Annotated in this window: 10 protein-coding genes; 6 read left to right on the top strand and 4 right to left on the bottom strand. The window is 38.8% G+C overall.

The genetic code is table 11. From position 1 onward, the window contains the following. The first annotated feature begins 247 nt into the window (after window positions 1-247). Complete coding sequence (locus MK385_RS04715) at window positions 248-5,374, top strand: G5 domain-containing protein (protein WP_268725416.1); 5,127 nt, start codon at window positions 248-250, stop codon at window positions 5,372-5,374. A gap of 250 nt (window positions 5,375-5,624) precedes the next feature. Here MK385_RS04715 and pflB read toward each other — a convergent pair whose 3' ends face one another. After that, the gene (pflB, locus tag MK385_RS04710; RefSeq protein ID WP_000260622.1) at window positions 5,625-7,940 is read right to left on the bottom strand and encodes a formate C-acetyltransferase; all 2,316 of its coding nucleotides are present in this window, start codon (window positions 7,938-7,940) and stop codon (window positions 5,625-5,627) included. 232 nt (window positions 7,941-8,172) lie between these two features. On the opposite strand from pflB, the gene dinB reads away from it, so the two are divergent. From dinB to MK385_RS04695, 3 genes are all read left to right on the top strand, one after another. After that, entirely contained in the window at window positions 8,173-9,234 is a 1,062-nt protein-coding gene (gene dinB / locus MK385_RS04705) for a DNA polymerase IV (RefSeq protein ID WP_268725415.1), read from the top strand. Window positions 9,235-9,799: 565 nt separating this feature from the next. Beyond that, the gene (locus tag MK385_RS04700) at window positions 9,800-10,123 is read left to right on the top strand and encodes a hypothetical protein (protein WP_268725414.1); all 324 of its coding nucleotides are present in this window, start codon (window positions 9,800-9,802) and stop codon (window positions 10,121-10,123) included. Window positions 10,124-10,223: 100 nt separating this feature from the next. Then, window positions 10,224-10,856, top strand: a complete 633-nt coding sequence (locus MK385_RS04695) for a TetR/AcrR family transcriptional regulator (protein ID WP_268725413.1) — start codon at window positions 10,224-10,226, stop codon at window positions 10,854-10,856. Between the two features lie 152 nt (window positions 10,857-11,008). Here the strand turns inward: MK385_RS04695 and MK385_RS04690 are convergent, their stop codons facing one another. Both MK385_RS04690 and MK385_RS04685 read right to left on the bottom strand, forming a co-directional pair. After that, window positions 11,009-11,854, bottom strand: a complete 846-nt coding sequence (locus MK385_RS04690; protein WP_268725412.1) for an undecaprenyl-diphosphate phosphatase — start codon at window positions 11,852-11,854, stop codon at window positions 11,009-11,011. A gap of 61 nt (window positions 11,855-11,915) precedes the next feature. Then, window positions 11,916-13,811, bottom strand: a complete 1,896-nt coding sequence (locus MK385_RS04685) for a DUF2207 domain-containing protein (protein WP_268725411.1) — start codon at window positions 13,809-13,811, stop codon at window positions 11,916-11,918. Window positions 13,812-13,940: 129 nt separating this feature from the next. On the opposite strand from MK385_RS04685, the gene MK385_RS04680 reads away from it, so the two are divergent. Further along, entirely contained in the window at window positions 13,941-15,506 is a 1,566-nt protein-coding gene (locus MK385_RS04680; protein WP_268725410.1) for an ABC transporter substrate-binding protein/permease, read from the top strand. Then, window positions 15,503-16,243, top strand: a complete 741-nt coding sequence (locus tag MK385_RS04675; RefSeq protein WP_000193351.1) for an amino acid ABC transporter ATP-binding protein — start codon at window positions 15,503-15,505, stop codon at window positions 16,241-16,243. Before MK385_RS04680 ends, MK385_RS04675 begins: the two co-directional genes overlap by 4 nt. Before the next feature lie 93 nt (window positions 16,244-16,336). Here MK385_RS04675 and MK385_RS04670 read toward each other — a convergent pair whose 3' ends face one another. Then, window positions 16,337-16,552 carry a capsule biosynthesis transcriptional regulator gene (locus MK385_RS04670; RefSeq protein ID WP_001130031.1) on the bottom strand — a complete coding sequence of 72 codons (216 nt, stop codon included), beginning with the start codon at window positions 16,550-16,552 and terminating at the stop codon, window positions 16,337-16,339. Window positions 16,553-16,598 lie beyond the last annotated feature (46 nt).

The raw sequence follows: 16,598 nt of genomic DNA, 5'->3' as shown, positions 1-16,598 counted from the left end.
CTTTGTCAAGCGATTTAACGCTATTGTAATTATTTTGCAAATGAAATAATTTTATTCATTAAATAATCTGTATTTTTTTCTAATTTTCTAGTTTAATTTCTTGACTCAAACTACTTGATTTGTTAAAATAAAAAGGCTGCAATATATTTTTATATATTATTATAGTTGTTTGTAGGAGAAACTAAATATAAATTATTATGAATAATTGCGGTCAAACTATTTAATATAAAAAGGGAATTATATTTTTATGAAAAAGTTACGTAAAGTAAAGAAGCACTGGGTTGCTGTTTCAATCGGAATTGTTACTTCAGCCTTATTAGTCAATAACGTAGCCGCTAATGAAGTTGGGGGAGACACTTCAGAAATGCTACAACCGACTACAGTTACATCTTCAACGATTGAAAAAACCAATGAAGACGGAAATACTCCAAATTCTGCTGAGAATGGTAATAATCCTAGTTCAGTGACTGAACAGTCTACTACTCCTTCTTCCAATATATCCGATAGTGCTAGCACTGTAACTGAAACTCCTACGAAGCCAGCAGAGCCAGCAGATAGTAAACAAATAGGACGAAGTGGATTCCGAAGTGTAAGCGCATCCACATCTGCGGGAAAAAATAAAAGTCAGCCAAAAGAATCTATACCGACTGAGCCCGCTGAATCTATCGAACCCGCTCTAAAACCAGAAGTAAAAGCTGACGAGGATGCAATCAAAGCAAAAGCCATTCCTGAAATACCAAAAGAAAACCAATCAAAGAAAATTCAAGATGCCATCACAGAAGATGTAAGAACCGTTGTTTCAAAACCAACTGTTGAAGGCATTGAGTATGATGTTCACTATGATCATAAAAACAAATGGTACTATGTCAATGCTACTGATTTCGGCTTGAATGTAGCTGATAACCAAGATGATACTCTCGCTGTTAATAAAGCACTAAAAGCAGCAAATGAAATTGTAATGGCTGATCCAGATGGTACACAACATACTGGTGTTGCCGTCAAACTTTCTGGAATTGTCAATGTGGCTCGTGATAAAGGCGAAATTGATCACTATAAAATTTTAACATACGGATCAGGTGTCCCTATGCCTATACAAAAAGGACGAATTGATGGTGTTCAGGATCTTTCGCATGTTACAAAAGAAGAATATCAAAATCTTCGTGTAGACTCGGAAGGACTTGTTCGTTATATCAGTTCTAATGGGGAGAATCTCACAGGTATTGCGTTGCCTATCTATCGCAAAAGCGAAAGTGGCTCCTTTAATCAAATTAAAATCGATTCAGAGCACTCAAATGTAACCGGTCTCTTTGGAGACGGTCCAGGAACAACCGTATTAAAAACAAATTTAGTTCAGCTAGGAAATCCTTGGGATAGCAACGAGAATGATACTGACAATCGCAACCATGCTGTTTTGCTAGTTGAAAATCAAAATGGATTCCTTGTGAAAGATTTATCTGTTTCTATCCAAAACTTAAAAGAAGCTTTTGGAGAACAACATGATGGCTTCTACGTCAAAGGAATGCCCTACTATGGAAAAGTCGATAGCGTCCTTATCAATGATTCTGATAATGTAACTGTTGAGAACGTTGAAGCGAGTGGAGCTAACAAAGCTGGTATCCGTTTCGGGTCATCATATAACAGTGTCTCAAATATCTCTCTACCTGGTTGGGGACGTCCTCGTTCTGTGAGTAATTTGATTGCTGGAAAAGCTCCTGGTTATACTTTCAGCAGTCTAAACTTAGGTGAAAACAATAAAGTATTAAACAGTAATACTCACAATAACCGAGTGGCTGGAGTTCAATTCTCTTACCAAACCAATATCCTTATTGAAGGAACAACCACTTCTGAAAATGGACACAAATTAAACGGAAGTACAGGTTATGGTTTCGCTTCAGAGGCTGGATCCTACAATAATGGAATTGTTTTCCGAAACAATACGAGTACCTATAACTATCGTAAAGGTTTAGATATTCACGACGGTGACCGAATTTTAATCGAAAACAACATTTCATACGGAGATCGCTTGTTAGGTATCTCTGTATACAACCGAAACTTTAAAATGGAAAATGTTGTCATTCGAAACAACGTTGTCACACAAGATAAAACAAATCGTCTAGTACGAGATGACTTGAAAGTTGACGGAAAATTCACACATGGTCATGATTACCTCCAGTATGAAGCGATTCATTTGCAAACGAATGAAAAATCTCAGGACTTGAGTGCAGACGGAGCCGTCGGTTATTTTGAAATTAGTAATAACCGCATTCAAGATTTGGATTCATCAGGTAGAACCGCTACAAACCAAGACTACAATACAAATGCTATCTTGGTTCGTATGCAAGAGCCTTATCTAAACTATGTACTAAATATAAAAAACAATCAAATCACTGGACACTCAGCAAACGATTTGATTAAGATGATTAACTCTTCTAATGACAATATTAGGGGAACAGCTACATTATCTGATACAAGTAAATTTGCAAACGGATTGGGATATGGTTCTGGTTCCATCAACATTAGTAATAATAAAGTCGAGCTTGAAGAACTTTATGGTGATCCAAATAAAGATTTATCTGCTATTACAATCGCTGAATCGACTAGTAATTTTAATGTCGCAGATTCAAAAATTCGTGCTAACCAAGATAAGTTCCGCGGATCTGTTGTTTTCCAAAACAATGACATTAAAGTCAAACGAACCTTCATGAGTACTAGACCGGGCATCATTGGAAAACAAAAAACAATGCCTATCATTTCTATTACAACTAATGCAGAAGGTATTCTTTTTAAGGATAATAATTTAGATTTTGGTGAAATCACGCAAACTTTAGCTAAGAACGCCGCAACGCAAACGCCGTTAATTAGTTTAAATGGAAATAATGGTACTTTGGTGCAACCTGGACTTGGCTTTGGTATTAATACAACTCGAACTCCAAGCAACCTTCCAAATACACTTAGTCGAACTCAACCATTAGCTTTTATTGGAAACGATATTAAAATTTCTAATATTAGTTATGCTAACAATGTTGATTTGCCAATCCGTGTATTAGAAACCAATCACCTGGTTCGATATACTGAAAACAATACCTTCACTTCCGAATCAGAAATCACAGCTTCTACTACCGATACGAAAACCGATCCACTTGGCAATGCGATCTATAAGCCTGCAACCGAACGCCTTACTCCTAACAAGGAAAAGAATAGCACTCAATTCAATATGGGAGTTAGTCGTTTTTCAACAAGTTCCCCTAGTTTAATCAACAGTTCAGAAGAGACTGTTCCATATGAGACAATCTACGTGAACGATAAAACTATTGCAGCTGGAACTAGCATTGAGAAAACTCCTGGTGTAGCTGGAACGAAAACTGTAAATACCTATGCGACTGGTGTCGATAACTCTGCTTATGAGAAATCAAGTGGAACCGATATCCTAAACTATGGTCTCAGATACTTCTATGCAACAACAAATATTCGAGAAGCTACTGATAATGATCGCATTCCTGGCTTGCTTCGAGCAGACTATACAACCACAGATGGCAAAATTATGACAGCCACTAAAACGTATAGTTACACTGACACTAAAAACCAAACTCAAACAACTGAGATGACTTATCGCTACGAAAACCTTCCAATTGGTTTGAAGAACGATACGCAGTATACATTTACTGATGAAAATGTAACTACGGCACCGCAAAGCCGTATTGTCCATGTTGGTACACGAACTTCCAAAGCTATTGGAGCATTTGATCAGTTTGATGTCGATTTCGAAACAGAATATGTAAACGATGATACTATTCTAGTTGGTGATTCTGTCATCAAAACTCCTGGTGTCAAAGGAATCCGTACTGTTTCTTATCGAGAAATCCGTGATAATGATACAAATGATCTCATTTCAAGAGAACAAGTTTCTGATAGTATCACTACTAAACCTATTAAGCAAATCATACTTGTGGGAACAAAACCACTTACTAGAACTGCTCAAAGAACTGAGAAACAGGATATTGATTTTGATATCGTTAAAGTTCCTTCTGACAAGCTATTTGTTGGAGAAGAAGAGACTCAAACCCCTGGTGTTAAAGGTGTCAGAACTATTGTTCACGAAGATACTATTGACAACCGAAACAATACTGTGATCTCGTCTCGTGTTGTCTCTGACGAACAAACCGAGCCTGTCAAACAGATCGTACTTGTGGGAACAAAACCACTTACTGTAACTACTCAAAGAACTGAGAAACAGGATATTGATTTTGATATCGTTAAAGTTCCTTCTGACAAGCTATTTGTTGGAGAAGAAGAGACTCAAACGCCTGGTGTTAAAGGTGTCAGAACTATTGTTCACGAAGATACTATTGACAACCGAAACAATACTGTGATCTCGTCTCGTGTTATCTCTGACGAACAAACTCAGCCTGTCAAACAGATTGTATTAGTTGGAACAAAACCACTCACTGTAACTGCTCAAAGAACTGAGAAACAGGATATTGATTTTGATATCGTTAAAGTTCCTTCTGACAAGCTATTTGTTGGAGAAGAAGAGACTCAAACCCCTGGTGTTAAAGGTGTCAGAACTATTGTTCACGAAGATACTATTGACAACCGAAACAATACTGTGATCTCGTCTCGTGTTGTCTCTGACGAACAAACCGAGCCTGTCAAACAGATCGTACTTGTGGGAACAAAACCACTTACTGTAACTACTCAAAGAACTGAGAAACAGGATATTGATTTTGATATCGTTAAAGTTCCTTCTGACAAGCTATTTGTTGGAGAAGAAGAGATTCAAACCCCTGGTGTTAAAGGTGTCAGAACTATTGTTCACGAAGATACTATTGACAACCGAAACAATACTGTGATCTCGTCTCGTGTTATCTCTGACGAACAAACTCAGCCTGTCAACCAGATTGTATTAGTTGGAACCAAGCCACTAACTCGAACAGTTCAGAGAACTATTGAACTTTCTATCCCTTATGGTATTCAATCTATTTATGATGATACATTAGCCAATGGAACAAAAATGATTGTAGCCCCAGGAAAAGCTGGTCTTCGTACAATCATTATCGAAGAAGTTTTTGATGATAAAGGACAGATTATTTCTAGCAACATTCTCTCTTCTACAGTTACAATTACACCTACTGATGAAATTGTAAGAATAGGAACAGCTGCTACTACTGCAACCACTCCAAATAATACTGACCAATTAAGTCAAGATAGTCAACAAAACCATGCAAATACTGAGCAATCTACTGTTGATAATACCAAAGTATTACCAAATACAGGAACAGAAAACAATCACTCTGTAGCAGTAACTGGTGCTCTAGCTCTATTTGCAGCCTTAGGTCTTACACTATTCAAACGTAAAGAAGAAGATAACGACTAAAGTATATGTCATTTACTCTTCAAGCTAGATAGTATATTTTAAAAAAGGATTGAAGTCTATATTTTGTAGAATTCAATCCTTTTTAGTCAATTCTATGACACCTGCAGTAAGGCAGAAAAAGCTATATTTTATATAGAAGTAATTTATCTCTTCTCTCTGAGAATAAAAACTATAATATTCCTTGTTTTAAAATTATCAAAATCTCAGTAACAAAAAAACTAGCCTTCAGGCTAGTTTTCTTTATACTATCTTAGCTCAATGCGTCATCCATTGAAAGAACTTCGTGGAAGACACGTTGTGTCAATTCAGTTTTTTGTTCTGGTGTGAGGTATTTAGTGTTTACACAGTATCCAGAGATACGTACGATAACGTCTTCACCTGACATGATCTTTTCGTAAACATCGTTCAAGTCCATAACGTTCAAGTTAACGTGTTGTCCACCGTTTTCGAAGTAACCATCAAGGATTGTTACCAAGTTATCCACTTGTTCGTCACGAGTCTTACCAAGAGCACGTGGAGAAACTTGAGTTGTCAATGAAATACCGTCAGCTGCGTAACCAAAGTCTAGGCTAGCAAGTGAGTTCAAGTTCTGCAACCAGCCACCTTTAGCTTTGTTAGATGGGTTAGCACCTGGTGAGAAGAATTCAAGTTTAGACAAGTTCACAGAACCATCTTCGTTGAGGTATACACCTTTGTGGACTGGTGAGTTACCAGTTTGTTTAGAGTAAGCAACGTTAGATGTGATTGTCAAAAGAGATACTGTAGCTTCTGCGTCTTTGTATAGTTTGTGGCTACGTAGACGAGTTGTGTAAGCTTCGATCAACCATTCTGCCAATTCGTTTGAACGAGGGTCATCTTCACCCCAACGTGGGTATTCACCGATTGTTTCATAATCGTAGATGTAGCCATTTTCATCACGAATTGGTTTAACAGTAGCGTACTTGATAGCTGACAATGTATCAACAGTGTTAGCAAATCCACAGATACCGAATCCCATGTTAGCACGTTGTTTAGTTGGCAAGAAGGCCATTTGAACAGCTTCGTAGTTGTACTTGTCAGTCATGTAGTGGATGATGTTCAAAGCATCTACGTAAGTGTCAGTCAACCAGTCAAGAGATTTTTCAAAGTTGGCTTTAACTGATTCGAATTCAAGAACTTCGTCACGGATAGGATCGATGTCAAATACTTTGTAGTCTTTGTGAACATCGTCGTAACCACCGTTCAAACCAGTAAGAAGGGCTTTCAGAACGTTTACACGAGCACCGAAGTACTGGATGTTGTGGCGTTGATCTTCGTTTTCTGGGTCAAGTGGTGACACACAGCATGAGATACAGCTCATTTCTCCGTATCCGTCTTTAGCCATTGTTGTTACACCTTCGTATTGGATAGAAGAGTGTTTGTGGCTCATATGCATACAGTAGCGACGGAAGTTGTATGGTAATTTGTCAGTCCAAAGAACTGTCAAGTTTGGTTCTGGAGAGTTACCGATATTGTCAAGAGTGTTCAAGAAACGGTAGTCCATCTTAGTAACACGGTGACGACCATCGTTACCCATACCAGCCATAGAAGTTGTGATGAAGGTTGGGTCACCTGAGTACAATTGGTCATAAGCTTTTGTACGAGCAAATTTAACTGTACGAAGTTTCATAACGAAATCATCAACGAACTCTTGGATTTCTGATTCAGTAAATGTACCACGAGCAAGGTCACGTTCTGCAAAGATGTCCAATACGATTGGCACACGACCTAGAGATGTAGCGGCACCATTAATCACACGGCAGACAGCCATGAAAGCAATGTTAACCCATTGGATTGCTTCTTTCACGTTCATCGCTGGTTTGCGAACATCAACCCCGTAAAGGTCACCCAAGCGAACAACTTGTTGCAATGCTTGGTATTGAAGGTTTACTTCTTCACGAAGACGGATTGTTTCTTCATCGATTTCTTTGATTGCATTCCAGTCATTTACTTTTTCTTGCATCAAGTAGTCTGCACCGTAAAGAGCAAGACGTGCGTAAACACCGATGATACGTCCACGTGAGTAGGCATCTGGAAGACCAGTTACAGTGTGAGCGTGACGAGCGCGACGAATGTTTGAAGTGTAGGCACGGAAAATACCGTCGTTAACTGTTGTTACATATTTAGTGAAGATTTCGTGAACAGCTGGATCTGGTTCGTATCCATTTTCTTTCAAAGTAGTTTCAGCCATACGGATACCACCTTTTGGCATGAAGTTCAATTTGAAGAGTTCATCGTTTTGGATACCGAAGATAACTTCATTTTCTTTGTCGATAAATCCAGCAGGAATATCAGCAATAGATGTTGGACGAGTGTCCATTGGGAAACGAGTTTCTTCGTAGTGTGCTTTTGTTTCTTCTACGATTTTTTTGATGTGAAGTGAACGTTCTGTTGGTCCAGCAAGGAAACTTTCATCTCCATCGTAAGGTGTGTAGTTAGCTTGAACGAAGCGAGAAATACTTGCTTTTTCTTTCCAATCTACGCCTTTGAAGCCTTCCCAAGCTTTATCAAAAATATCTTGTGCTTCAACAACTGTCTTAACAACCATGTTAATGTCCTCTTTTTTCTAGTAACAGTCATCTGTTACATTCTTGAGACAAGTATACCATACAGTAACCGATTTCAACAAGAGAAAATCGGCATTTTAGACGCTTTCTTTTATAATACAGTCTCTTTTTTGTTTTTATCTGTATTATATTTTTGAAAGTCAGGTTGAACTTTCCCATTTTTTCAGAAAAAAGGGTATAATAAATAGAAAATGACACTAGAAAGGGATTGGAATGCTCATATTTCCATTGATAAATGATCTGTCCAGAAAAATCATCCATATTGACATGGATGCCTTTTTTGCTGCGGTGGAAATTAGAGATAATCCCAAGTTAAAGGGCAAACCTGTCATTATCGGAAGCGATCCCAGACAAACAGGTGGGCGTGGTGTCGTTTCTACCTGTAGCTATGAGGCACGAGCTTTTGGTGTTCATTCAGCCATGAGTTCTAAAGAAGCTTATGAGCGCTGTCCCCAAGCTGTCTTTATCTCTGGAAATTATGAAAAATACAAAACTGTGGGATTTGAGATTCGTGCTATTTTTAAACGCTACACTGATTTGATTGAACCTATGAGTATTGACGAGGCATACTTAGATGTGACGGAAAATAAACTCGGTATCAAGTCTGCTGTCAAAATAGCCCGCCTCATCCAAGAGGATATCTGGCAGGAACTACACCTGACTGCTTCTGCAGGCGTCTCTTATAACAAATTCTTAGCTAAAATGGCCAGTGATTATCAGAAGCCACATGGTTTGACAGTGATTCTACCTAATCAAGCCCAAGAATTTCTCAAACAAATGGATATTGCTAAATTTCATGGTGTTGGTAAGAAAACAGTAGAAAAGCTTCATGAAATGGGCATTTATACTGGTGCAGACTTATTGGACGTCTCAGAAGTTACTTTAATTGATCGCTTTGGCAGACTCGGTTTTGACCTTTATAGAAAAGCTCGTGGTATTCACAATTCTCCAGTCAAGTCCGATCGCATTCGTAAGTCCATTGGCAAGGAGAAAACCTATGGGAAGATTCTGCAAGTAGAAGAAGACATCAAAAAAGAGCTGACTCTTCTCTCAGAAAAGGTAGCTCACAATCTCAGCCAACAAGGCAAAGCTGGAAAAATCATTATCCTAAAAATACGATATGCTGACTTCTCCACTCTGACTAGACGAAAAAGCCTTCCACAAGCAACACAGGACGCTAGTCAGATTTCTCAAACTGCCCTTCAACTCTACGAAGAGCTAGCTGAAAAAGAAAAAGGTATCCGTTTACTAGGAATTACAGTGACAGGATTTTAAATCCTTGAAGGGATTCATTGGTTTAAATCAAATGAGGTTGGAACAAAAGTTTTTCAGCCTCATTCTGTTTTAAAAATAATTCTTAGAGCGTGATAGCTAACCACTAAAACAGTCTGAGGTACTATCTTAAATTGCTGACCAACATTCAGCAGACTGTGTCAGTATTATTCCCCTTTTAGACTCTAATAATTCCTAATTCAAGAAAGCCTCTTACTCTTATTCCCTCTCTCTTTTACTAGAAAACTGAATGCTTTTGGGAAATATAGTTTAGTTTGGTGCCCTACCGCATTTGTACTAGGATATATACTATAAATTTAAAGGAATATTCCCACGCATATACTTGGACTACAATATTTTTTGACAGTTTATTAATGAAAAGGGGCAGTTGGTTTTAATTAAGTATTAACTCCAACACTTAAAACTAAAAATGTGAGATAGATTTCAAATAGTTCCTAGTAAAAAAACTTTTTCTCATAAGTGGTAGGTGTTGACACCTTCATTTTTATTTGTTAAACTAGAAAATATAGAAGTACCGACCGGTCGGTTTTTAAAGAAAGGAATTAACATGAAAAAATCTATGCTAGAAAAAACAATCGATTATGTTGCAAAACAAAATCAACGAGTACGTCAACAACAAATACGTCATCACGAAGCCATTAAAAAGCAAATAATTCAGCAAAAAGAACAATTTTATCGATTAACACAAGGAGAGAGTGGTATCAGACATTCTCGTTTGGGAGTGAAATGTGGGTATGCTACAATCACTGGTGGGCTCATCACTACTTTGTTTAGTCCTCGGAATGGTTTAGGAATAATGGCCATCGGTGGGATTTCAGTTCTCTCAAACTTGTATCACATCAAACGTATAGAAGCAAAATTAAAAAAGTAGAGTGGTTTTCTTAAGAAGGAGACTTGTTAGACTGCTCAAATATTACCTTTTCTTCTTTTTTTGATAAAATAAATTTAATAAAACAGAGAGAAGGAACTTAATGGTCGCAAAAACAGAAAAATCTCAAGCAATGATTGAAAAAATTTTATCAACAGCTTCACAGCTTTTTATTCACAACGGCTATGAAAAAACAAGTGTACAAAACATAGCGCAAACAGCTAGTATTTCAAAAGGAGCCATTTATCACCATTTTCAATCAAAAGATGAAATTCTTTTTGCAGTTTTAAAACAGCGTTATCAATTGATGGAAAAGGAATTGCTAGACTGGCTTGAATCCACCAGTCATTTAACTGGAATAGAACAGCTCAAAGAAATCTTTCAGTTTAGTTTAAAAAGTCAGAAAACTAACTACGAAATGTTGAATCACGCGCCTCTTGATGCAGAGTTCATGCTGACTATTATCCGTTACAATCTGCGTATAGGAACTCCCCTTATTGCAGATATTATAAAAAAAGGAATAGAAGATCAGTCCATTCAACCCATCCCCTTCCCTAATGAAGCGGCCGAGACAATCTTGCTTTTGACTAACTTTTGGGTAGAAGGAAGTATTTTTGAAAATTCTTCCGAAAAAATAGTTGATCGTATCTATTTTTTACAATTTATGCTTCAATCCATCGGCTTAGATATTTTTGATGAATCTTTGATCCAAGAAATTTTAAGTCAATCAAATTAAATACAATCTTTTCGTTTACTTTTAAAGCCTTGGATAAACGTAGGACAAGGTGACATAATAAGGTAATAAAAAATAAGCTAAATAATTAAAAAAATAGGATAGTTCCTCAAATGTTTTTTTGGAGAACTATCCTATTTTATTCTATTTTCAACTTATACAAACAAACGCACAAAACTATAGAGCAACAAGACACTACCGAGTACGATACGGTATTTACCAAAGAGTGTAAAGTCGTGTTTCTTCACATAGCTGGTCAAGAAACGAATGGCAACCATGCTGACTGCAAAGGCAACACCCATAGCAACCAAGAGCAAGAACAGTTGTCCAAAACTCAAAAGTTGACCTGCTTTAATAAATTTGAAAATCTTTAAAGCACTGGCTCCGAACATAACAGGAATTCCGAGATAGAAGGTAAACTCTGTTACGACAGATCGACTTGTTCCATTCAACAACCCACCAACGATAGTCGCACCTGAACGGCTCGTTCCTGGGAAGAGGGCGAGGACTTGGAAGAGCCCAATGTAAAGGGCTGTTTTATAAGGCAACTTGTCTAACTCTGTTACTGTTGGTTCAATGGCTTGCGCCTTATTTCGTTTTTCAAGATAGATAAAGGCAACACCATAGATAATCAACATGATCGCAACTGAAACCATGTTATGGAAGTTGGCATCAAACCAATCATCTAATTTAAAGACCAATAGCAAAGGCAAGGTCGCAACCAAGACTTTTGACCACAACTGCCAAGTTCGACGAACTTCGACCTTGGTTTTACCAGGTTTGAAGGGATTAAGCTTGTTGAAGTAAATGACCATAACTGCTAAAATGGCACCAAGCTGGATGACTACCTTAAACATGGACATGAAAGCTTCATTTTGATCTTTATACGGAACTAACTCTGTAGCTAAAATCAAGTGGCCAGTACTTGAAATGGGCAACCATTCTGTAATTCCTTCAACAATCCCAAAAAAGATTGACTTCAAAATTTCAATAAAATACATACATTACTCCTTTTTCTGTCCTCTATTATAGCATAATTTCGTATGTTGCGATAGATTTTTTCTAGAAGGCGCCGATGCTGCCACCGCCACCACCTCCTGAGAATCCTCCACCCGAACTTCCACTTCCAGAAGATACCGAGTAGTTGCTAGCTGTATTTGCAACAGCTGTGTATTGCTTGATTTGTGCAGTTGAAGCATGGAACTGTGTGTGCCAACCATAGGCTACATAAAGATTCAAATCTGGATTATCAAGCTGAATATGGCGGACTTTCATTAACTTGCTCACCTTCTTGGCATAACCAAAGAGAGTCGCATAGACCAGTAGACGATTCCAAACAACGATACTCTCCAGTTCTGCCTGATCCAGATGAGCGATATCACGAAGCATATTTTCAAAACTAGTCCAGAGATAGAAGATTTCCGCTCCTTCCTCTGTTAGAACTCCATCACGATAGGCGCCTCGCATCGCAAAATGAACCCAAAAACTTGCTATCAGCCCTGTCAACCCCAAGAGAAGGAAAGGAATTGAGAAGAAACCGTGAGTCTGCCAACTATAGTAAAAGAATAGCAGTCCACCTAGAGCTGTTATGGCTGAACAAACTCGCATCCCGAGAGCAAGGCGACGTTCCCCGCTTGTCAAGGGACGATAATAGCTGGGAATACGAAGTACATGGACCTTATCCTTGACACAAGACTGAATGCGTTGAAGTCTTCCTTCAAAGGAGCGTTTGAGACGCGAGCCTGTTTCTCGGATATGTTTTTCATCTGACTCTTTGGCACCACGGTAAAGGGAAGATGAAACTTGGTAATCAGGGAAGAGCTCTGAAATAGCCAATTCTTTCTTGTTTGACAAAGTCATGCGCAGACATTCCTTCTCAAAATTGGACAACCCCTTTTCACTGATAATGCGCACATAAGGTTCCTCATCCCCTTGGAAAATAGATAAATGGCCTCGATCTACTAAATCCAACAAGGTTGCCTGAATCAAACGTTCAAAAGTAAATTTACCAAACCCTGATTTGTTTAGGGGATTGACTTCCTCTAAGGAAGTTGAATACACTGCTTCTGCTAAAACCATTGGAGGCAAATCCATCGGTGGCTCATAAAGCCTGTGATCTTTTGGAAAGACCTTTTTAATGCTTGTACTCTGACGAAACATTCTATAAAAGATAGGAATTGGAAGCAAGAGACTCACAAAAATGACCGGGAAGACCCATTTCATCAGAATCTCACTTTGCGCTTTTTCTGTCGCTATATTGCTTTCAATCCGGTTAAAATCGGTTAAACGTTCTTCCTCTAATCCTTGATCTGGAGCTCCTGCAAAAACACTTCTCGGCCAGTATGCGTGTAATTCGATTTGTCTCTTTCTAGGAAGATCTTTCATCTTTACATGATAGAGATTATTTGCTTTTTCAACACTAGAGTCCCTTAGGAGTTGGCCTGCATGAAAATAGAGTTTTTCTGCTGGAGTATCAGAGCTAACCTTAAACTCAATCTCTTTGATATCTCCAGTACTATCTGTCAAGGGCTGCCAATTTAACTCTGCGATATCCTTATATAAGAAGAGAAGGTTTGTTAGTTTCCAGGTAACCGTTACCCGAACAGTATCTCCGGCATAGCCAGCATTATAAATTTTTACCTTGTAGCCATCCTCTTCCTCCATAGTATAGAAGGAAGCATTTTGAACAATTCTTCCATTTTTAGAGACCTGAACAGTTGGGTCTGGATCAATGTCAAATCCTTCTGGCATTTTCCCAGCTTTTCCGAGTCCAACTAACTGACCATTATAATCATCTTCAAAGCGGTAGGTAATTGTTTCCTTAAAAATTGCAGTATTATCTGCATGAATATTCAAATCACCCTGATAGGATAAGATATCAAAGTCTACTGCAAAAACCAGGCTCGGTATAAATAATAAATAAGCAAATACCAAAGCCAACAGCCATCTTTTTTTCATAATCGGTTCCCTTTCAATCTTTTTACCATTATATCATTTTTTATAAGTAAAGGCTTACTTGTATTGAAAATCTCACTATTTTTAGATACAATAGAGAGAGTCATTTTTAGACTAGAAATAGGAGAAAACATGAAAAAATTATGCTTATCTATCCTTGCTAGCCTAGCCCTTAGCTTAGGACTAGTTAGCCAAGTCCAAGCCGACGAATATTTACGCATCGGAATGGAGGCAGCTTACGCTCCCTTCAACTGGACCCAAGACGACGATAGTAACGGCGCCGTCAAAATCGACGGCACCAACCAATATGCCAACGGCTACGATGTTCAAATTGCTAAAAAGATTGCCAAAGACCTAGGCAAGGAACCATTGGTCGTGAAAACCAAATGGGAAGGACTTGTTCCAGCCCTTACTTCTGGCAAAATCGATATGATCATAGCCGGTATGAGCCCAACCGCTGAACGCAAACAAGAAATTGCTTTTTCAAGCAGTTACTATACTAGCGAACCAGTTCTATTGGTAAAAAAGGACTCTGCCTATGCGAATGCCAAGTCTTTGGAAGACTTTAACGGAGCAAAAATCACTTCTCAACAAGGTGTTTACCTTTATGACCTGATTTCCCAAATTCCAGGTGCCAAAAAAGAAACAGCTATGGGTGACTTCGCTCAGATGCGTCAAGCTCTGGAGGCTGGTGTCATTGATGCCTATGTTTCTGAACGACCTGAAGCACTGACCGCTGAGTCTGCCAACGCTAAGTTCAAAATGATCCAACCCCAACCAGGTTTCAAAACTGGCGAAGAAGATACAGCTATTGCCATTGGACTTCGTAAAGATGACAATCGCATCAGCCAAATCAATGCGAGCATCGAAACCATCTCTAAGGATGAACAAGTAGCCCTCATGGATCGTATGATCAAAGAGCAACCTGTGGAGTCTACAACAACAGAGGAAGAAAGTAGTTTCTTTAGCCAAGTCGCTAAGATCCTTTCTGAAAACTGGCAACAACTCTTGCGTGGTGCTGGTATCACACTCCTAATCTCCATTATCGGAACCATCACAGGTCTCCTTATCGGACTTGCAATCGGGGTCTTCCGTACCGCTCCACTATCTGAGAACAAGGCAATGTACGCCCTACAGAAACTAGTCGGTTGGATTCTCAATGTCTATATCGAGATCTTCCGTGGTACACCGATGATTGTTCAATCTATGGTTATCTACTATGGAACTGCTCAAGCTTTCGGTATCAACCTTGACCGCACACTAGCCGCTATCTTCATCGTCTCAATCAACACAGGTGCCTACATGACAGAGATCGTTCGTGGTGGTATTCTAGCAGTTGACAAAGGACAGTTTGAAGCTGCAACTGCTCTTGGTATGACCCACAATCAAACCATGCGTAAGATTGTCCTACCTCAGGTTGTCCGTAATATTCTACCTGCGACTGGTAATGAGTTTGTCATCAATATCAAAGATACCTCTGTATTGAACGTTATTTCAGTTGTTGAGCTTTATTTCTCAGGAAATACTGTAGCAACACAAACCTATCAATACTTCCAGACCTTTACCATCATCGCCGTGATTTACTTTGTCCTCACCTTTACTGTGACCCGTATCCTACGCTTCATCGAACATCGTATGGACATGGATACTTACACTACAGGTGCTAACCAAATGCAAACGGAGGATTTGAAAAAATGACACAACCAATCCTTGAAATCAAACACCTCAAAAAATCCTATGGGCAAAACGAAGTGCTAAAAGACATTTCTCTCACCGTCCATAAAGGAGAGGTTATTTCCATCATCGGGAGCTCTGGAAGCGGAAAATCAACCTTCCTTCGTTCAATTAATTTACTAGAAACACCTACAGAGGGAGAGATTCTCTATCGAGGAGAAAATGTCTTAGAAAAAGGCTATAACCTCACCCATTATCGTGAAAAGCTCGGTATGGTTTTCCAATCTTTCAATCTCTTTGAAAATCTGAATGTCCTTGAAAATACTATCGTTGCCCAAACGACTGTCCTCAAACGCGACCACTCTGAAGCTGAAAAAATTGCCAAAGAGAATCTCGAAAAAGTTGGTATGGGAGAACGTTACTGGCAAGCCAAGCCTAAACAACTCTCGGGGGGTCAAAAACAACGCGTGGCTATCGCCCGCGCTCTCTCCATGAATCCTGATGCCATTCTCTTCGACGAACCAACATCTGCCCTTGACCCTGAAATGGTTGGAGAAGTCCTCAAAATTATGCAGGATTTGGCTCAAGAAGGCTTGACCATGATCGTCGTAACCCACGAAATGGAGTTCGCCCGCGATGTCTCTCACCGTGTCATCTTTATGGATAAGGGCGTCATTGCTGAAGAAGGCAAACCAGAAGACCTCTTCACGAACCCTAAAGAAGAACGGACAAAAGAATTTCTTCAACGTTATCTCAGCTAATAAACAAAGACTGCATAAGGAATGCAGTCTTTTTAGTTTGTATTTGTAAAGAAAAAGGCAGACTCGATTCAGGAATCTGCCTGTGACCACAGTTTAATCTTCAAATTTTTCATGATTTTTTTCATAGAAATCGATTAAACCAAGAGCTGTTTCAAATGAAATATTTTTAACTTTTGCGCGTCCTTGTGCTAGAGCAATGATAGACATTTCACGCGCATTCGTTTCTTTAGAGATACGGTAGCCTGTGATTTTCTTATCACGAACCCAGCCAACAACTGCTTCTACTTTTTCAAAGTTCGACTTAGCCATGTTCTTCTCCTAAATTATTCTTTACAATACTTAATTGTATACGTTT

Origin of the sequence: Streptococcus oralis (assembly GCF_026782125.1) — a bacterium.
In the GTDB taxonomy this organism is placed as follows: Bacteria; Bacillota; Bacilli; order Lactobacillales; family Streptococcaceae; genus Streptococcus; species Streptococcus oralis_CE.
Note: the sequence above shows the minus strand (reverse complement) of the source record. Positions and strands in the feature narration are given on the sequence as shown.